This window comes from Burkholderia sp. YIM B11467, from assembly GCF_052952715.1.
Genome location: NZ_JBQVSQ010000005.1, coordinates 152990 through 169603, shown reverse-complemented (window position 1 = coordinate 169603; position 16614 = coordinate 152990). Strand labels below are relative to the sequence as shown.

General features: G+C 66.9%; 19 protein-coding genes. 9 read left to right on the top strand and 10 right to left on the bottom strand.

Annotated features, from left to right (window positions below):
• Positions 1-2: 2 nt before the first annotated feature.
• Complete coding sequence (locus ACTRWB_RS18985; RefSeq protein WP_446902872.1) at positions 3-764, top strand: O-methyltransferase; 762 nt, start codon at positions 3-5, stop codon at positions 762-764.
• Positions 765-829: 65 nt separating this feature from the next.
• On the opposite strand, the gene ACTRWB_RS18980 is transcribed toward ACTRWB_RS18985, so the two are convergent.
• From ACTRWB_RS18980 to ACTRWB_RS18970, 3 genes are all read right to left on the bottom strand, one after another.
• Entirely contained in the window at positions 830-2293 is a 1464-nt protein-coding gene (locus tag ACTRWB_RS18980; RefSeq protein ID WP_446902871.1) for an MFS transporter, read from the bottom strand.
• 355 nt (positions 2294-2648) lie between these two features.
• Entirely contained in the window at positions 2649-3263 is a 615-nt protein-coding gene (gene prfH, locus ACTRWB_RS18975; protein WP_446902870.1) for a peptide chain release factor H, read from the bottom strand.
• Positions 3257-4405, bottom strand: a complete 1149-nt coding sequence (locus ACTRWB_RS18970; protein ID WP_193098389.1) for an RNA ligase RtcB family protein — start codon at positions 4403-4405, stop codon at positions 3257-3259. Before ACTRWB_RS18970 ends, prfH begins: the two co-directional genes overlap by 7 nt.
• A gap of 733 nt (positions 4406-5138) precedes the next feature.
• Between ACTRWB_RS18970 and ACTRWB_RS18965 the strand changes: the two genes are divergently transcribed.
• Both ACTRWB_RS18965 and ACTRWB_RS18960 read left to right on the top strand, forming a co-directional pair.
• Positions 5139-6008 (top strand): RNA ligase family protein, encoded by an 870-nt coding sequence (locus ACTRWB_RS18965; RefSeq protein WP_446902869.1) that lies wholly within the window; start codon positions 5139-5141, stop codon positions 6006-6008.
• A gap of 41 nt (positions 6009-6049) precedes the next feature.
• Positions 6050-7183 (top strand): AAA family ATPase, encoded by a 1134-nt coding sequence (locus tag ACTRWB_RS18960; RefSeq protein ID WP_446902868.1) that lies wholly within the window; start codon positions 6050-6052, stop codon positions 7181-7183.
• 66 nt (positions 7184-7249) lie between these two features.
• Here ACTRWB_RS18960 and ACTRWB_RS18955 read toward each other — a convergent pair whose 3' ends face one another.
• Positions 7250-7933, bottom strand: a complete 684-nt coding sequence (locus ACTRWB_RS18955; protein WP_446902867.1) for a hypothetical protein — start codon at positions 7931-7933, stop codon at positions 7250-7252.
• Positions 7934-7995: 62 nt separating this feature from the next.
• Positions 7996-8628: a 5-formyltetrahydrofolate cyclo-ligase gene (locus tag ACTRWB_RS18950; RefSeq protein WP_446902866.1), complete on the bottom strand. Its 633-nt coding sequence runs from the start codon at positions 8626-8628 to the stop codon at positions 7996-7998.
• A 229-nt stretch (positions 8629-8857) separates the two neighbouring features.
• On the opposite strand from ACTRWB_RS18950, the gene ACTRWB_RS18945 reads away from it, so the two are divergent.
• From ACTRWB_RS18945 to ACTRWB_RS18920, 6 genes are all read left to right on the top strand, one after another.
• Positions 8858-9784 (top strand): LysR family transcriptional regulator, encoded by a 927-nt coding sequence (locus ACTRWB_RS18945; RefSeq protein ID WP_446902865.1) that lies wholly within the window; start codon positions 8858-8860, stop codon positions 9782-9784.
• Between the two features lie 224 nt (positions 9785-10008).
• Positions 10009-11265 carry an MFS transporter gene (locus tag ACTRWB_RS18940; protein WP_446902864.1) on the top strand — a complete coding sequence of 419 codons (1257 nt, stop codon included), beginning with the start codon at positions 10009-10011 and terminating at the stop codon, positions 11263-11265.
• Positions 11266-11524: 259 nt separating this feature from the next.
• Complete coding sequence (locus ACTRWB_RS18935) at positions 11525-12625, top strand: NAD(P)H-dependent flavin oxidoreductase (RefSeq protein ID WP_446902863.1); 1101 nt, start codon at positions 11525-11527, stop codon at positions 12623-12625.
• Positions 12626-12796: 171 nt separating this feature from the next.
• Positions 12797-13168, top strand: coding sequence for a GFA family protein (locus ACTRWB_RS18930; protein ID WP_048243190.1), 372 nt, complete (start codon positions 12797-12799; stop codon positions 13166-13168).
• A complete protein-coding gene (locus tag ACTRWB_RS18925) occupies positions 13165-13293 on the top strand; it encodes a hypothetical protein (protein ID WP_446902862.1) in 129 nt (42 codons plus the stop codon). Before ACTRWB_RS18930 ends, ACTRWB_RS18925 begins: the two co-directional genes overlap by 4 nt.
• Before the next feature lie 124 nt (positions 13294-13417).
• Positions 13418-13873 carry a MarR family winged helix-turn-helix transcriptional regulator gene (locus ACTRWB_RS18920; protein WP_129514603.1) on the top strand — a complete coding sequence of 152 codons (456 nt, stop codon included), beginning with the start codon at positions 13418-13420 and terminating at the stop codon, positions 13871-13873.
• Positions 13874-13921: 48 nt separating this feature from the next.
• Here the strand turns inward: ACTRWB_RS18920 and ACTRWB_RS18915 are convergent, their stop codons facing one another.
• From ACTRWB_RS18915 to ACTRWB_RS18895, 5 genes are all read right to left on the bottom strand, one after another.
• Positions 13922-14638, bottom strand: coding sequence for a GNAT family N-acetyltransferase (locus ACTRWB_RS18915; RefSeq protein WP_446902861.1), 717 nt, complete (start codon positions 14636-14638; stop codon positions 13922-13924).
• A 182-nt stretch (positions 14639-14820) separates the two neighbouring features.
• Positions 14821-15147 carry a DUF4148 domain-containing protein gene (locus tag ACTRWB_RS18910; RefSeq protein WP_446902860.1) on the bottom strand — a complete coding sequence of 109 codons (327 nt, stop codon included), beginning with the start codon at positions 15145-15147 and terminating at the stop codon, positions 14821-14823.
• Positions 15148-15224: 77 nt separating this feature from the next.
• Positions 15225-15551, bottom strand: coding sequence for a DUF4148 domain-containing protein (locus ACTRWB_RS18905; protein WP_446902859.1), 327 nt, complete (start codon positions 15549-15551; stop codon positions 15225-15227).
• A 63-nt stretch (positions 15552-15614) separates the two neighbouring features.
• Entirely contained in the window at positions 15615-15941 is a 327-nt protein-coding gene (locus ACTRWB_RS18900; protein WP_446902858.1) for a DUF4148 domain-containing protein, read from the bottom strand.
• 66 nt (positions 15942-16007) lie between these two features.
• The gene (locus tag ACTRWB_RS18895) at positions 16008-16427 is read right to left on the bottom strand and encodes an organic hydroperoxide resistance protein (protein ID WP_048243225.1); all 420 of its coding nucleotides are present in this window, start codon (positions 16425-16427) and stop codon (positions 16008-16010) included.
• Between the last annotated feature and the right edge of the window lie 187 nt (positions 16428-16614).

Below are 16614 nucleotides of genomic sequence, written 5' to 3'. Positions count from 1 at the left end.
ACATGGATTCACCCACCCTCGGTCTTCTGCGACAGCTCCACGAAGAGAGCCGGACCGAAATCATCGCCCGCGCCCGCGCGCAGTTCCAGGGATCGAACGAGGATTTCCTGTCGTTAGCCGACGAATACGACGCGATCGCCCCCCGTCTGCGGGGGCGGTTTCTCGAAACGCTCGGGCTGTCCACCGACGACTTCGAGGCGTCGCAAGGCAGTGCGTTATCGTTGGCCGTGTCGCCGGAAACGGGAGAATTCTTGCGCAACATGGTGCTCTCGCAACGGCCGGCCAGAATCCTCGAACTCGGCAGTTCATGCGGCGTGTCCACGCTGTATTTCGCCGAGGCGCTGCGCACGTTGGGCCGTGGCGTGGTCGTCGCGACCGAACGCGATGCGCTCAAGTGCGCACGATTGCGCGATCACGTCAGGGCTGCGAGCCTGGACGCCCATGTCGACCTGCGGGAGGGCGATGTATTCGAGACCGTTGCCGAACTGGACGGTAGCTTCGACATGGTCTTCATCGACGTATGGGCCGACGCCTATCTGAAGTTGTTCAAGGGGATCGAGCGCCTGCTGCGCCCGGGATCGATCGTCCTCGCCGACAACATGTACACGGCCGAGGACGCCGTTCGACCGTACAAGCACTACCTCGATGACGATCCGCGGTTCTCGACCATGACATTGAATTTTGAATCGGGGATCGAATTCACGGTCGTCGTTTCTCAAGCGGAAATGTCGTCGACGGATCCTTGCCGCGCAGGCCAGGACTGAAGGACGCAGCCATCGATCGACACGTATCTCTCGTCGGACTGCGCCCGCCATCGGTTGGCACACGCTCAAACCGGATTGATCTCATCCTGGCTGCGCCGCGTGGTCAGCGGCCCGAGCACGCGCAGCGTGACCGCGACGATGCCGAGCGCGATCGAGATCACCCCGAACATCGCGCCCGCGCCGTGGCTGACGAGCACCGGCAGCAACACGAACGGCAGCGCGCCGCTGACGATGCGCGACAGCGCGTACGTACTGCCGATCGCCGTCGAGCGCACGCGCGCCGGAAAGATCTCGGCCTGGTACACGTGATACGCGTTGCTGAACACGTTCGACGCGCAGGTCGTCAGCAACCCGAAACCGACGATCAGCACGGTATTGCCCGAATACGCGAAGCAGAGCCCGAATACGGCGATCGACAGGATCGACACGATCACAAGCGTGCGGCGTTCGATCCAGTTGAGCAGCGGAATCGACAGCAGCGAGCCGATCGGATAACCGACGAACGACAGCGCGATGAACAGCGTGCTGTCCGTCACGTCGAAGCCGCGGCTCTTCACGACCGTGCCGGCCAGCGTGCCGAAACCGTAATAACCGAAGCCCTGCAACAAGTGAAAGATCGCGAGCATCACATAGCGCGCGCCGTAGGGTTCGCGGCGCAGCAGCGCGATGCGCTCGCCGAGCCCGAGCGGCCGCTGCGGCTCGGCCGGTTCCGCGAATTGCTCGGGCACGCGCACGCCGGTGCCTTCCGCGAAGCGTCGCAGCGCCGCGTGCGCGTCGGCCGTGCGGCCTTGCGCGAGCAGCCAGCGCGGGCTCTCCGGCAACCGGTGCTGGACGAGCAGCACGTAGACGGCGCCGAGGCTGCCGATCGCGAGGATGATGCGCCAGCCGGCCACGCCGGCCACATGCAGCGGGTTCAGCCACAGCGCGAGGAAACCGACGAGCGGCACCGCGACATAGGAAGTCGTATAGGCCCACGCGGCGAGCCGTCCGCGCTTTTCCTTCGGCAGGATTTCGGACAGGAAGCTGTCGGCGACCGGATAGATCGCGCCGACGCCGATGCCCGTCAGGAACCGGCACGCGACCAGCATGTCGGCGTTCACCGAAAACGCGCCGACCAGCGAGAACGCGCTGTACCACACGAGCGTCAACAGGAACGCCTTGCGCCGGCCGATGCGATCGGCGAGGGTGCCGAGACACATCGCGCCGACGAACATCCCGATGAACGCCGATGCCAGCAGCAGCTTGAAATCGGCGCTCTGCCGGCTCAACCCGTATTCGTTCTGCAACGCGGAACCGATCGTGCTGACGAGGAAGATCTCGTACATGTCGAAGAACAGCCCGATGCCGATCACCCAGACGACGAACCGGTGCAATGCACCGACCGGCAGGTCGTCCATGAAATCGCCGAGCGTGACGCGGCGGGCGGGGAGGGCCGCCGCATCGACGCCGACGCCGGCGGGAGCGGCCGGCGGCCGGGCGGACGCGGGCTCGCCAGCGGTGCCGCCCAGATCGAGGGATTGGCTGTTCATCGTGTCTCCTGATTATCGATATGCCGTCGCGCAATGCGGCCGGTCGCACGACGCGACGGCAGGCACCGCGAGGCCCGTAAAGGGCCGGCCATGCGGGCTGCGCCGATCGTCCGACACATGGTGGGCAAATCCGGGGCACGTGATAATTGCGGATGTCTCAAGTGTCCTTTCCCGTGCAGAAAGGGTAGGGATCGCGCGGCGGCCGGCGTGTGTGCGGCAGGCCGGTGCAGCCTGCGCGGCGGGTGGTTGTGCACTGGATCCGGTTGCGCGCCTGCGCAACCGGAGGGCCGGGAAAACCATGAGCCCGATTGCCCGGCCGCCGGCGTAACAGCCGCCGACGGCCGGGCTGCCGCACTCAATCGGCCGGCACGAACGCCGCCCCATGGAACACGCGCACGGGGTTACCGCGCTCCAGCGCAAAATGCTGCAGCCGCCGTTGCCGGCGCGCGTCCGACGCGTGTCGGTCGGCCTCCTGCTGCAGCCGCACCTGCAGCAACTGCAGCGCCAGACGCTTGTTCGCATGCTGGCTGCGCTCGCTTTCCACCCGCACCGACAGGCCGGTCGCCACGTGGGTCGCGCGGATCGCCGAGCTCGTCTTGTTCACGTGCTGGCCGCCCGGGCCGCGTGCGCGCATGGCTTCGAACCGCACGTCGCCGTCCGGCGGTGGCGCCGCATCGGCACAGCGCGTGACGCCGATGAACCAGTTCTTGCGCGGATGGCGCAGCCGGTACGGGCTCGCGCAAATCCATTGCAGCGTGCCGGTCCACCGGTCCGCAAGCGCCTGCGCGCCGTCGCCGTCGAGATCGAGCAGCGCCGAGCGCAGCGTGCCGGGCCGTTCGCCGGGCTGCGCATCGAGCACCGTCACGACGACACGCCGCGTTTCGGCTTCCGCCTGCAGGCGCCGCAACGCGTTGGCCGTGGCGAGCTGACACTCCAGCGCGCCGTGCGCCGACGAAATCTGCATCAGCATCGGCGGTCCTCCCCGGAGGTCTTGTAGGTCAGCACCGGCGCGAGCCGCGCGAGCTTGCGCAGCAGGCCGGCCGCCTCGAGCGCGTCGACGACGCTGTCAATCGGCTTGTACGCCTGCGGTGCTTCCTCGTACAGCAGTTCGCGGTCTTCGCAGACGACGTGGCTGCCCAGCGGCGTGCGCGTGAGCTGCGATGGCGTGAAGCGCCGTTCGAGACGGCCCTTGCAATCGCCGCGTGCCCACTTGCGGCCCGCGCCGTGCGCGAGCGACGCGAGGCTGGCCGCATCGTCGGGCCGCACCGGCGCGACGAGGTAGCTGTAGTCGCCGCGCGACCCGGGAATGACGACGGGCCCCGCGTCGGCGGGCGTCGCGCCTTTGCGATGCAGCCAGCCCGGCTCGCCGTCGACGCGCGCGCGGCTCACCAGGTTGTGGTTCACGTCGAGCACGCACCGGCCGTCGCTGCGCCAGCGCGCCAGCATGCGCCGCGCGATCAGGTCGCGATTCGCGACCGCGTAGCGCAACGCCGCATCGTGACGTGCAAGGTAAGCCGTGCACGCGGCATCCGTCTCGTCGAGACCGTTGTAGCCGTGCTCGCGCATGTGCTGCTCGAGGATCGACTGGCCGAAGCCGCGCGATCCGCTGTGCACGAGCAACAGCAGGCGATCGCGCTCGAGACCGAGCGCCTCGACGGCGTCGGCGTCGTACACCGCATCGATCCGCTGCGCTTCCGCGAAATGATTGCCGCTGCCGATCGTGCCGAGCGACGCGGCGAACGCATGATCCGCGAACCCGGCGGCCGCGATGAGCGGCTGCCAGCTTGCATCGGGTGTGGCGTCGATCGAGCCGAGCCGGTTCGCGAGCTTCGACGCGCTGACGCGCCGCGCGTCGAGCGCGGTTTGCCACAACGCCATCCCGCAGCCGATGTCGCCGCCGATCAGCGCCGGATACAGCCGGCCTGTCGAAAAGAACGCGGCGCCGACCGGGTAGCCGCGTCCGGGGTGAAGATCGGGCATGCCGGCGACGCGCCGCATGCCGGGGAGCGTGGCAGCGTGCTCGAGCTGCCGGATCGCCTCACCTTCGATCCAGGTGGTGGCGCAAGCGCACAGCGTGATGCGCTCGGCCAGGTATTGCATGGAATTGCCCATGGAGGTTTCCGTTCGATGAAAAGGAAGAACGGCGGGCCATGGCACGGGCAGCGCACGCATGCGCTGCTCGACATCTGAAGTCGGGAAGAGGGCGGCACCACCGGATCGAAACGATCCGGCTCATCGCCAGGACGGCGATGCATTGTGCTGCGTTGCGTGAACGATGAAACGGACGGACGCGAAAAACCCGAACTACGACCCGCGACGGGAGGAGCGTTGGTATGACGTCATGTTTTTCTTCTCCTTGCGAGTGAGGGGTTGATCGGAATGGCGGCGACTCTAGCATGCGCACAACGGACGCAGCAAGCGGGCGGCGGGGCATTGCCGATCGAATTCTGGTTCGATGTGGCGAAAAACACACACATAGGAATCCGGATCATTTGCGCATCGATCGCGTGTGCGGCGCGCCGCGACGGGCGTTCAACGGATGCATGCCGCCTCGACGGGCGTGTCCGGTCGCGCTTGACAGCTGAAAAGCCGTTTCGTAGCATCCGCCTGCTTCATCCCTGAACCCTCATCGAATCGGTGATCCAAGTGCCCGCATTCAATCGTCCCTTCGCCTGATACGCCGACGACTGCCGTCCCGGCCGCGTGTCGTCCTGCCCGTTTCCGTTTGCCTCACGGCACCGGAACCATGATCGCAGGGCCGCGCCCGGACTCGCACTGACACCGTAACGCACTCCATCCGTTCGTTCACGTCGTCGGCTTTTTCCCCTGTTTCCGGAGAAAGACCATGACGCTGGATTTTCGCGCCTACGCGCAATCGCTCGACCTCGCCCGCTATCCGCGCACGCCGCACCTCGAAGGCTCGCGCCTGCAGGACGGCGACGAAGGTCACGACCACGTTCCCTATCGCACCCTCGCGGGCGCACACCTCGTCGTCGAGGAAAAGCTCGACGGCGCGAACACGGGCATCAGTTTCAGCCCGGCGGGCGAACTGCTGCTGCAGTCGCGCGGCCACTATCTGGCCGGCGGCGGCCGCGAACGGCAGTTCGGTTTCGTGAAGACCTGGGCCGCGGCCCATGCCGGCTGGCTGCTCGAGCGCCTCGGCGATCGCTACGTGATGTACGGCGAGACGATGAGCAAGAAGCACGCCGTGTTCTACGACGCGCTGCCGCATCACTTCTTCGAGTTCGACGTGTTCGACCGCGCGACCGACCGCTTCCTGTCGACACCCGCGCGCCGCGCGCTGCTCGCCGACGGGCCCGTGCTGTCGGTGCCGGTGCTGTATGAAGGCATCGCGCCGGCGCGGCTGGCCGACCTGAAGGCGCTGCTCGGTCCGTCGCTCGCGAAGACGCCGGACTGGCGCCGCGCATTCGAGAACACCGTGCGACGACAGGGGCTCGACCTCGCGCGCGCATGGCAGCAGTGCGACAAGTCGGAACGCTCCGAAGGGCTCTACGTGAAGGTCGAGACGGACGACGCGACGACCGCGCGCCTGAAGTGGGTGCGCCACGATTTCGTGCAGGCCATTCTCGATTCGGCGCGCCATCACTCGGAGCAGCCGTTCGTCCCGAACCTGCTCGCGCCGGATGTCGACCTGTATGCGCCGCGCCCGACGGTAACGTGGGCATCGATCCCGGTCGCACCCGCAAAAGAATAACGACGACACGGCCGTGCGCCGTTTCGACAGGAGTCTTGATCATGAAATACGCATATCTGCAGGCACTCGTGCCCGCGCCCGGCCAGCAGCCGGACTATCGCGCGTGTCTCGCGGCGTTTCCCGCGCTCGAACACGCGAAGACCACGCCGCAGGAGTCGGCGCATCACGGCGAAGGCGACGTGTGGACGCATACGATGATGGTGATCGACGCGCTGCTGGCGCTGCCCGGCTATCGGGCCGCGTCGCGCGCCGACCAGGAAATCGTGTTCCTGGCCGCGCTGCTGCACGACATCGCCAAGTACAGCACGACGGTCGTCGATCCCGTCACCGGCGCGATCGGCCATCCCGGCCACTCGCGCAAGGGGGCGATCGATGCGCGCATCGCGCTTTGGGATGCCGGCGTTCCGTTCGCGGTGCGCGAGGCGATCTGCCGGATGATCGGCGTGCATCAGGTGCCGTTCTTTGCAATGAGCGGGTCGCGCCGCGGCACGCCCGAGTTCATCGCGCGCGAGCTGTCGTGGCAGGTCAGCATCCCGCTGCTGTGCCTGCTCGCCGAAGCCGACATCCGCGGGCGTATCTGCGCCGACACCCAGCGCGTGCTCGACAACATCGAACTCTTGCGCGAACTGGCGCGGGAAGAGGGCTGTTACGGCCAGCCCCGCGCATTCGCCGACGCGCACACGGCGCTCAGCTACTTCCGCGGCGCGGACGTGCATCCCGACTATCCGCTGTTCCGCACACCGGGCTCGCAGGTCGTCGTGATGTCGGGCCTGCCGGCGTCGGGCAAGAACACATGGGTCGCACGACATCATCCGGATCTGCCGGTCGTGTCGTTCGACGATGCGCGCGATGCACTCGGGCTGCGTCACGGCCAGAACGAGGGCGCGGTTGCGCACCATGCGGTCGATGCCGCGAAAGCGCTGCTGCGCGACCGGCGGCCGTTCGTGTGGAACGCGACGAACCTGTCGCCGCTGATGCGCAAGAAGACGCTCGACCTGTTGTATGCGTACGGCGCCGACGTGACGCTCGTCTACCTCGAACAGCCGCGCGCGGAACTGTTGCGCCGCAACGCGCGGCGCGACACGTCGCTGACGAATCGCGCGCTCGAGGCAATGCTGCTGCGCTGGGATCTGCCGCTGCCGACCGAAGCGCATGCGGTGCGGTACGAAGTCTGAAACGACAACGCGATTGCTCGCGCCGGTACGCCGAATGTCACGAGCGGCGTACCGGCGCGACGCGCATCATTTCAATTCCGGATTCTGCTGCGTCGCGCACGCGCGCAGCGCGGTGACGAGATCCGTCTTGCCCAGCTTCTCGAACAGATCGGCCATCTCCATCTGCGCGACGGGGTCGCCTTCGCGCGCCGCGCGCCAGCGCAACGACGCGATCATCCCGCGCATGCGCTCGCCGGGCGTTTCGCCGTCGTAGCCCGACATCGCCTGCAGCACGTCCGCGAGCTTGTTGTAGCCGGCCGGCACGTGATGAACGAGCAGCCACGCGATGACCGGCTGCGCGCCTTCCCAATCCTCGTCGTCGAGCGAACTGTTCGCCAGACGCGCGGCCGCACGCCACGAACCGAGCGATGCGGCCTTCGCATAGGCGTTGTCGGCGTCGCGGCCGCGCGGCGACGGCGCTGCGTCGAATGCGGCCTGTGCTTCGGCCGACGACGGCGGAAGCGCGAGCTTCGTGCACTGGAAGTTGCCCGCGTCGGGGGCATTGCCGGGCAAATCGGCCCAGCGCACCTGGTCCTTCAGCGTGCGATCGAGCGTCGGGCGCACATCGCTTTCCTTCATCGACGCGAACACCCAGTCGGTGCGGACATGGCGCGCGGCGTCCCAGTCGCTTTCGGCGACTGCGTGGTGCGCGAAGGCCAGGCAACCAGCCAGGCAACCGATCCGGAGCAGCTTTCGGGCGGGAGATCTCATCATCGATTCCGGTGTGTCGCGGGATTGTCGACGCATCGCGGCCAGACCGCGATGCGCCGGTCCTAGCTCGCCATGACGATGAATGCGGTAAGCGCGAACGGAAATAGCGCGACGCCGAGCAGCCCCAACACGCCGTCCGCCGCCATCGTAATCGGCGACAACGCCAGCTTGGCGCCTTTACCGACTGCCGATAGCTTCTCCGTCACCGTGACTTGATACGGACGATTGAACGCCTGCGGTACCGACGACGGCGTGACCTCGTTCGGCAGGTAGCGCTTGCCGCTGATCGTGCCGTCTTCCTCCAGGTAACCGGACTCTTTCTTGAAACCGTCCGCGAGCGCGCGCGCTCTCATCTCGGAGCCGTCCGGCGCATCCGCATAGGGGAGTCGCATCGCATAACGACCGGTGATCCGCTCGCCGTGCGCCTCGAAATCGAGGAACGCCGTCTGAAGCTTCGGACGATAGGGTGCCTTGAACACAGTCGCGAGACTCGGCGGCAAATCGAAGATGTAGTGGTACTTCGTGCCGAGCACGACGAGTTGCTTGCCGTCGGCGGTCATCAGGAAGGTCGACAACGTTTCGTCGTATTTCGAATCCTTCATCCATTCCTTGGTGACGGGGCCGAAATCGCTGCAGCCGGCAAGCATGCCGGACGCTGCCACGGCGGGCAGCGCGAGAAATGTTCTTCTTTTCATGAGTGCTGTTCAGGTTGTTGTTCGTTATTCAGCGCAACCGCTTGAATGTCCGGCGCCGCGTTCGATGAACGCGGCGTCGTGACGGCCGTTCGTGCGATTTCTTCGCCTGCGCATTGTAGGGCCAAAACCGCTGCCGCAGCATCCCCCGGCAAGGCACCGCACCCGCGTGCGGTAGACTGCACGCTGGCCCGCCGCCAATCACACGACCGCTCGCCCCATTTCACACGCCATGGATCGAATCGACGCGATGAAGGTGTTCGTCGCCACGCTGGACGAGGGCAGCCTCGCGGGTGCGAGCCGGCGGCTCGGCCGCTCGCCGGCGGCGGTCAGCCGTGCGATCGCCTTTCTCGAGGCGCACACGGGCACCGCGCTGCTGTACCGGACCACCCGGACGATTCGGCTGAGCGAGGCCGGCGAACGCTACGCGGCCGCGTGCCGCCGCATCCTGTCCGATCTCGAGGAAGCCGACATGCTGGTCGCCGACGAACGCTCGGCGCCGCGCGGCATGTTGACGATCACCGCGCCGGTCGCCGCGGGCGAGGACGTGCTGCGCGCGCTGCTCGACGAATTCATCGAGCGCCATCCGGCCGTGTCGATCCGCCTGCAGCTGCTCGACCGTCCCGTCAGCCTGATCGACGAAGGGATGGACGTCGCGCTGCGCATCGCGCACCTGACCGATTCCACACTCGTCGCGATTCCGGTCGGCACGGTGCGGCGCGTCGTCGTGGCGTCGCCCGATTACCTGGCGAAGCATGCCGCGATCGAGACGCCGGCCGATCTCGCGCAGCACCGGATCATCTCGATGACGCACTTCGGGCTCGACTCGTGGAGCTTCCCGCCGTCCGGGCCATCGGCGCTGCCGCAGGTCGTCCAGTTCGCGCCGCGCTTCATCATCAACACGATCCGCGGCGCGGTCGCGTCGGCCGTCGCCGGCCACGGCGTCACGCGGCTGTTTTCGTATCACGTCGCCGAACCGGTGCGCGACGGCGCGCTGCGGATCGTGCTGAGCGACAGCGAACATGCGCCGCTGCCCATCCATCTCGTCACACCTTACGGACGGCTGTCGGTCCCGAAGGTGCGCGCGTTCGTCGATTTCGCGACGCCGCGCCTGCGTGAGCATTTCGCACAGCTGGCCGCCATCACCGACGGCGATTGAACCGCAACGCGGAAGAATGGCTTTCGCGCGACGGGGATTCTCTCGACATTCGAGTCAATCTAGACTTTCTTCAACCGACAGACGCGCGTGGCGTCCGTCCAGCGAATGGAGGTCGACATGCATCAAGCCCTTCTGGATCAGCCGCGTGCGCTCAACGCGTGGCGCGGCACGCCGTGTGCCGCCGGTGCCGGCCCGGTCGGCCCGACTCGCATCGCGAGGGCGCGATGAGCACGACCGCACACGTGCCGACGCCGACGCTCGCCGAACGGCCCGCCGCCAGCTATGCGGAACGCAACGCGCACTACTGGCGGCGCAATCTCGCCGTCTGCGTATTCGGATCGTTCACGACGCTCGTCAGCTTGAGCATGCTGCTGCCGTTCCTGCCGCTGTACGTGCGGCAACTCGGCGTCGACTCGCAGTCGGCCGTGATCCAGTGGTCGGGCGTCGCGTTCAGCGCGACGTTTCTCGGCACGGCCGTCACCGCACCGCTGTGGGGCCGGCTCGCGGACCGTTTCGGCCGCAAGCCGATGCTCGTGCGCGCGGCGATCGGGATGGCCATCGTGATGTCGCTGATCGGCATCGCGCACAACGTGGTTGAGCTCGTCGCGTTGCGACTGATCGCGGGGCTCGTCGGCGGCTACGCGTCGGCGTCGACCGTGATGGTCGGCACGCAGGCGCCGCGCGAGCGCGCGGGCTGGGCGCTCGGCATCCTGTCGACCGGTGCGCTCGCGGGCAATCTCGTCGGGCCGCTCGTCGGCGGACTGCTGCCGGGCTGGGTCGGGATTCGCGGCACGTTTTTCGCCGGTGGCGCGATGATCGCCGTCGCCGCGCTGCTGACGATCTTCTTCGTGAAGGAAGATTTCCACGCGGACACCGACGCGAAAGCACGTACCGCCGGTGCGGCCGCGGGCACGGCGCAACGCACGAATCGCGCGGCGGTCGCCGCGCTGCTGGTGACGGCGATGATGGTGCTGCTCGCGAACATGTCGATCGAGCCGATCATCACGGTGTATATCGGTGGCCTCGGCGTGGGTGGCGACGGCCTCGCGCGCGTCGCCGGCGTCGTGATGGCGTGTTCGGCGCTGGGCAGCGTGCTGACCGCCGCGCGGCTCGGCGCGCTGGCCGACCGGATCGGCAGCTGGAACGTGATCATCGGCTGTCTGCTGCTGACCGCGCTCGCGATGGTGCCGCAGGCATTCGTCACGCACTGGTGGCAGCTTGCCGCGCTGCGCGTGCTGATGGGCATGACGCTCGCGGGGCTGCTGCCGTCGATCGGCAAGCTCGTCCGCCAATCGGTCGACGAGCGCGCGACGGGGCAGATGCTCGGTTACCTGCAGTCCGCGCAGTTCAGCGGACAGGTGATCGGCCCGGTGATCGGCGGGCAGATCGGCGTCGCGCTCGGCCTGCATTCGGTGTTCTTCGTGACGGGCGCGCTGCTGGCGGCCTGCGCGGTACTCGCGCACTGGGCGCGCGGCCGATAGCGGCTGGCCAGTGGATCGTGGCATGGCGTAGGATGGTCGCAGTTGCGGATGCCGCGCCCGGAAGCAGCGACAACACACCCGTTCGCTGCGCGCTCCGTGCACCGCACCTTAACGCTGCCCATCATTTTCGACACCGTTTTCACATGTCCGGCTATGTGCAAAGAACGACGAACGCGCGTCGTGCCGGACCCGACCAACACGCGTCGGCCGACATGCGGCCGACGCATTTCGATGACGGATCGTGCAGGAGGCAAGCAACATGAATCAATCGACCGATAACCGGACGCTGTTGCGCACGCTCGGCATTCGCGCGCCGATCGTGCAGGCGCCGATGGCCGGCGTCAGCACGCCGGCGCTGGCGGCCGCCGTATCGAACGCGGGCGGGCTCGGCTCACTCGGCGTCGGCGCGACGAATGCCGACGGCGCGCGCAAGATGATCCGCGACACGCGCGCGCTCACCGACCGGCCATTCAACATCAACGTGTTCTGCCACCGTCCGGCCCGGGCCGACGCGGTGGTCGAGCGCGCGTGGCTCGACTGGCTCGCGCCGGCGTTCCGCGAATACGGCGCGACGCCGCCCGCATCGCTGTCCGAGATCTATACGAGTTTCGTCGCGGACGACGCGATGCAGGCGATGCTCGTCGAGGAAACGCCGGCCGTCGTCAGCTTCCATTTCGGGTTGCCGTCGGCGGACGTGATCGCCGCGCTGAAGCGCGCGGGCATCACGCTGTTCGCGGCCGCGACGAATCTCGACGAGGCGCGGCAGATCGCCGCCGCCGGCATCGACGCGATCGTCGCGCAGGGCATCGAAGCCGGCGGGCACCGCGGCGTGTTCGATTCGACCGCCCGCGACGATCGCCTCGGCACGTTCGCGCTGACGCGGCTGATCGTGCGCGAATGCGCGCTGCCCGTGATCGCCGCGGGCGGCATCATGGACGGCGAAGGCATCGCCGCCGCGCTCGCGCTCGGCGCGCAGGCCGCGCAGCTCGGCACCGCGTTCGTCGCGTGCCCGGAGACGTCGATCGACGACGGTTATCGCCGTGCGATCCTCGGCGACGCGACACGCCGCACCACGTTCACGACCGCGATCTCGGGCCGGGTCGCGCGCGGCATCGCGAACCGGCTGACCGCGCTCGGCGACGATCCGCATGCGCCGGCCACACCCGCGTATCCGATCGCGTACGACGCGGGCAAGGCGCTGCATGCGGCGGCAAAGGCGAAGGGCGAATTCGGCTACGGCGCGCAGTGGGCCGGGCAGGCGGCGCCGCTCGTGCGCGCGCTGCCGGCCGCCGAGCTGTTCGCGACGCTCGAGCGCGAAACGCGGGCCGCGATCGTGCGGTTGCAGCACGCGCTGGACTGACCGCGCGCGGTTCGCAAGCCGCGCACACATGCCGGCGATCAGCGCGCGAACCTGCACCGCCGGCCGCCGATTTGCAATGTTCTGTATCTGCTCGGACCGCGGATACAGTGCGATACAACGCGGCTGCGCGGGTCCGCTATAAAGCAGGCATGACCTCTTCTGGAGCGCATCATGTCTGCAACCTGGTTCAAAGGGTCCTGTCATTGCGGGACCGTCAAATTCGAAGTCCGAACGGCCATTGCACCGGCCGCCCGCTGCAACTGCAGCCTGTGCCGCCGCCGCGGCGCGCTGATGAGCCCGATGTTCCCCGCTGACGACCTGAAGATCGTCGCAGGCGAGGGCGCGCTGACGTGCTACCACTTCAACACCCACACGGCCCGACACTATTTCTGCAGTCGCTGCGGCATCTATCCGTTCCATCGGACGCGCATGGACCCGGCATGCTGGCGCGTCAATCTCGGTTGCCTCGACGGCATCGATCCGTATGCGTTGGACGCGACGGTCGCCAACGGCGCGAGCCTGTCGGTCGTGGAGGACGCATGAAGCGCTGGCTGATGATCCTGCTGTTTGCCGCAGGCGGGCTCGCGACCGAAATCGCCCATCCGGTGCAATGCTCGCTGCGCTCGGAAAGCCGCGTGCAGACCGGCAAGCGCCGCAGCCAGGCCTGACGGCGATCGGGCCGCGGTGCACCGTCCCGCCGGTTCATCGAGACCGATTATCATGCTTCCGATAAGATCGCACGCGATATATAATGCACTTATCTGCGACCGTTCGCGTCGCTGGAGGAAGTTCATGAAACCGACCGAAGCACCATCGCCCGCCGCGCCGAAGCTGTCCGATTTCCTGTGTTTTGCGATCTACTCGACGAACCTCGCGTTCGGCAAGGCGTACAAGCCGATCCTCGACGAGCTCGGCCTCACGTACACGCAATACATCACGATCATTGCGCTGTGGGAGCAGGACAACCAGACGGTCGGTCAGCTCGGCGAGAAGCTGTTCCTCGAATCCAATACGTTGACGCCGATCCTGAAGAAGCTCGAGGCGATGGGCTATCTGGAGCGGCACCGCGATCCGTCGGACGAACGCCAGGTGCTCGTCAGCCTGACGAAGAGCGGCCGCCGCGTGCGCGAGAAGGGGCTCGACATGAATCTGGTCGAGGCCACCGGGTTGAAGCCGGACGAATTCGCGAAGATGCAGAAGGCGATCGTCACGCTGCGCGGCAACCTGATCCGGTCGACCGAAGAATAAACGCCATACAAGAGCCGGCCGACGCCCGAGCGGCGTCGGCTGGCATCGTCAGGCCTGCGCTTCCCCCAGCACCAGCAGGTTCATCTCGCGACGCACGACAAAACCGAGAGCGAGATAGCGCTCGATCGCGACCTGGTTCGTCGTGAGGACGTGCAGGAACGGTGTTTCCGATCGTGCGCCGATGGTCGCGATCAACGCACGGATCAGTCGCGCCGCAAGACCTTGCCGCCGAAACGCGGCATCCACGCACACGGCACTGATCTCGGTATAACCGTCGAGCCGCATCCGCTCGCCCGCCATCGCGGCGAGCCGGCCTTCGCTGCGTACGCCGATATAGCCGCCGAGTTCGAACGTGCGCGGGCCGAACGGGCCGGGTTGCGCGGCGGTGGTCAGCGCGAGCATGTCCGGCACATCGGCTTCGGCGAGTGCGACGTGCTCCGATGCGGATGCCGGTTCGAGCGTCCCTTGCCAGACCATTTGCAGCAACGTCGCGCGCCGGATCACCGACAATCCCGCCGGCGGCCGGATCTCGTCCGGCGTGACCAGCGCCGCCGGCCCGTGCGCGGCGATCAGCTCGCGCAATGCGTCGAAGGATGCCGGGCTCGTGTCCTTGAGCGCGGCAAACGGCGCAACGGCCATCGGAAACCGCAACGCGCGGTCGTTGCCGAGTGCAAAGCGGCGCTGCTTGCTTGTGAGCGCGTTCCAGACGACCTGGTCGAGCGCGTGTGCGCCGCTTGTCGCGTTCCCGGTTGTGGTATCCGGCATCGGCTGCTCCTCGATTGAAGATTTCGTGCCGCACAGAATAGACCGGATCGGGCGCGGACGTCGCACCGCGGCCGCTTGAATTGGCGCTGTAAATCCAGTCGCCCCAAATAGAAAAGCGCACGCGATTACATCGCATGCGCTTTATGTGGCGGACGTTGGCGACCGATTGCGTCGCGCCACGCTCAGTGACCGAAATAGATTGAGCGCTCGGCCACGCGAACCTCGCTGCGGTTGCCGGATTGGGCCGCGCCGTCAGCGTCGCGGCCGTAACCGGACGCCTGCGTATCGGCGGCGACGGCGCCATCGTCGTGAATCCGGCTCAGCGCCGCCTGGAGATTGTCCGGGTAGTACGGGTCATTGGGCCGGTTCGGCTGGAAGCCGGCTTGCTGCAGCGCGCCCAGTTCCGCTTGCACTTGTGCACGCGTGACGGTGCTTTCGCTGGCGTTCACCGGTGCGGCGGCGACGGCCGACACGGCAACGAGGAGGGCGGCAATCAATTGGGTCTTCATTTTTTACCTCGACAGGAAATCAGGAATTCGGGAATCACGCACCGCACGCCAGCCATCGGCGCCGATCGCGGTTTCGTTCAATGACCGAAGTAGATCGAGCGCTCGGCGACGCGCGTCGCAGGCCGGCTGCCCGACTGCGTGGCGGCAACGGCGTCGCGGCCGTAACCGGATGCCGCTGCATCGGCCGCCACGGCGTCGTTCGCGTGAACGCGCGTCAGTGCGGCCTGCAGGTCGTCCGGATAGTGCGGATCGTTCGCGCGGCCCGGCCGATAACCGGCTTGTTCGAGCTGGACGAGCTCGGCACGCACTTGCGCGCGGGACACGGTGGATTCATTGGCAAACGCCGGTGCGGCAGCAGAAGCCGAGACAGCGACGAGAAGGGCGGCGATCAATTGGGTTTTCATCATTTACCTCGATTCAGAACAGGAATGGAAAGGATTCAGCGTTCAGGTATCGGCGCGCGGCGCTCAATGACCGAAATACACCGAGCGGTCGGCCACGCTGACGGCGTGCGGGCGGCCCGCTTGCGTCGCCGCGTCGCCGTTGCTGCCGTAGCCGGAAGCCCGCTCGTTGGCCGCGACCGCGTCGGCCGTATGGATCTGCGTCAGCGCGGCCTGCAGATCGTTCGGATAGGTCGCATCGGTGGCGCGATTCAGCGGATAACCGGCCGTTTGAAGCCGGGTCAGCTCGGCGCGCACTTGCGCACGGGTCACGGTGGTTTCATTGGCGAACGCCGGTGCGGCGGCAGAAGCCGAAACAGCGACGAGAAGGGCGGCGATCAGTCGGATATTCATCATTCACCTCGATAGGAAAGAAGTCTGGAATGTGGCAGGCAGCACATCGGCCGCCCGATGCCACGTTCATGCGATACGGATTTCGACGTCGATGTTGCCGCGCGTCGCCTTCGAATACGGGCAGGTCTGATGCGCGGCATCGACGAGGCGCTGCGCGACGTCACGATCGAGCCCCGGCACGCTCACGTTCAGACGTGCCTGCAGGAAGTACGCGTTGCCGGCCGTGCCGAGGTCCACTTCGGCGTCGACGGCCAGATCTTCCGGCAGCGTCACCTTCGCGGCACGCGCCGCAAGCTGCATCGCGCCGATGAAGCAGGCCGACCAGCCGGCCGCGAACAGCTGTTCCGGGTTGGTGCCGGTGCCGGCGCTGCCCGGCGACGACAACTGGATGTCGAGGCGGCCGTCGGAACTGCGCGCCGTACCGTCGCGGCCGCCCGAAGTCGTATGCGTCTTGCCCGTGTACAGCACTTTTTCGATCTTGCTCATCATTTGCTCCGTCAGTGGGTTCAGCAGGTTTTCTCTGATGCGATTCGATCGCATGCGATGGAGTTTCGTCGAGGCGACCACCCATGTCAAGCGCATTCGATTAGATCGCATCCGATATTTTGTATTTCAATGTATCCGGAACGTGTCTGGCTTGGCTGGACAAGGCTTCCGGACGATCAAACCCCGA

Bases quoted from the DNA above. Each gene is read 5' to 3' on its own strand.
- ACTRWB_RS18985 (WP_446902872.1), top strand. From the start codon at position 3: ATGGATTCACCCACCCTCGGTCTTCTGCGACAGCTCCACGAAGAGAGC.
- ACTRWB_RS18980 (WP_446902871.1), bottom strand. From the start codon at position 2,293: ATGAACAGCCAATCCCTCGATCTGGGCGGCACCGCTGGCGAGCCCGCG.
- prfH (WP_446902870.1), bottom strand. From the start codon at position 3,263: ATGCTGATGCAGATTTCGTCGGCGCACGGCGCGCTGGAGTGTCAGCTC.
- ACTRWB_RS18970 (WP_193098389.1), bottom strand. From the start codon at position 4,405: ATGGGCAATTCCATGCAATACCTGGCCGAGCGCATCACGCTGTGCGCT.
- ACTRWB_RS18965 (WP_446902869.1), top strand. From the start codon at position 5,139: ATGACGCTGGATTTTCGCGCCTACGCGCAATCGCTCGACCTCGCCCGC.
- ACTRWB_RS18960 (WP_446902868.1), top strand. From the start codon at position 6,050: ATGAAATACGCATATCTGCAGGCACTCGTGCCCGCGCCCGGCCAGCAG.
- ACTRWB_RS18955 (WP_446902867.1), bottom strand. From the start codon at position 7,933: ATGAGATCTCCCGCCCGAAAGCTGCTCCGGATCGGTTGCCTGGCTGGT.
- ACTRWB_RS18950 (WP_446902866.1), bottom strand. From the start codon at position 8,628: ATGAAAAGAAGAACATTTCTCGCGCTGCCCGCCGTGGCAGCGTCCGGC.
- ACTRWB_RS18945 (WP_446902865.1), top strand. From the start codon at position 8,858: ATGGATCGAATCGACGCGATGAAGGTGTTCGTCGCCACGCTGGACGAG.
- ACTRWB_RS18940 (WP_446902864.1), top strand. From the start codon at position 10,009: ATGAGCACGACCGCACACGTGCCGACGCCGACGCTCGCCGAACGGCCC.
- ACTRWB_RS18935 (WP_446902863.1), top strand. From the start codon at position 11,525: ATGAATCAATCGACCGATAACCGGACGCTGTTGCGCACGCTCGGCATT.
- ACTRWB_RS18930 (WP_048243190.1), top strand. From the start codon at position 12,797: ATGTCTGCAACCTGGTTCAAAGGGTCCTGTCATTGCGGGACCGTCAAA.
- ACTRWB_RS18925 (WP_446902862.1), top strand. From the start codon at position 13,165: ATGAAGCGCTGGCTGATGATCCTGCTGTTTGCCGCAGGCGGGCTCGCG.
- ACTRWB_RS18920 (WP_129514603.1), top strand. From the start codon at position 13,418: ATGAAACCGACCGAAGCACCATCGCCCGCCGCGCCGAAGCTGTCCGAT.
- ACTRWB_RS18915 (WP_446902861.1), bottom strand. From the start codon at position 14,638: ATGCCGGATACCACAACCGGGAACGCGACAAGCGGCGCACACGCGCTC.
- ACTRWB_RS18910 (WP_446902860.1), bottom strand. From the start codon at position 15,147: ATGAAGACCCAATTGATTGCCGCCCTCCTCGTTGCCGTGTCGGCCGTC.
- ACTRWB_RS18905 (WP_446902859.1), bottom strand. From the start codon at position 15,551: ATGAAAACCCAATTGATCGCCGCCCTTCTCGTCGCTGTCTCGGCTTCT.
- ACTRWB_RS18900 (WP_446902858.1), bottom strand. From the start codon at position 15,941: ATGAATATCCGACTGATCGCCGCCCTTCTCGTCGCTGTTTCGGCTTCT.
- ACTRWB_RS18895 (WP_048243225.1), bottom strand. From the start codon at position 16,427: ATGAGCAAGATCGAAAAAGTGCTGTACACGGGCAAGACGCATACGACT.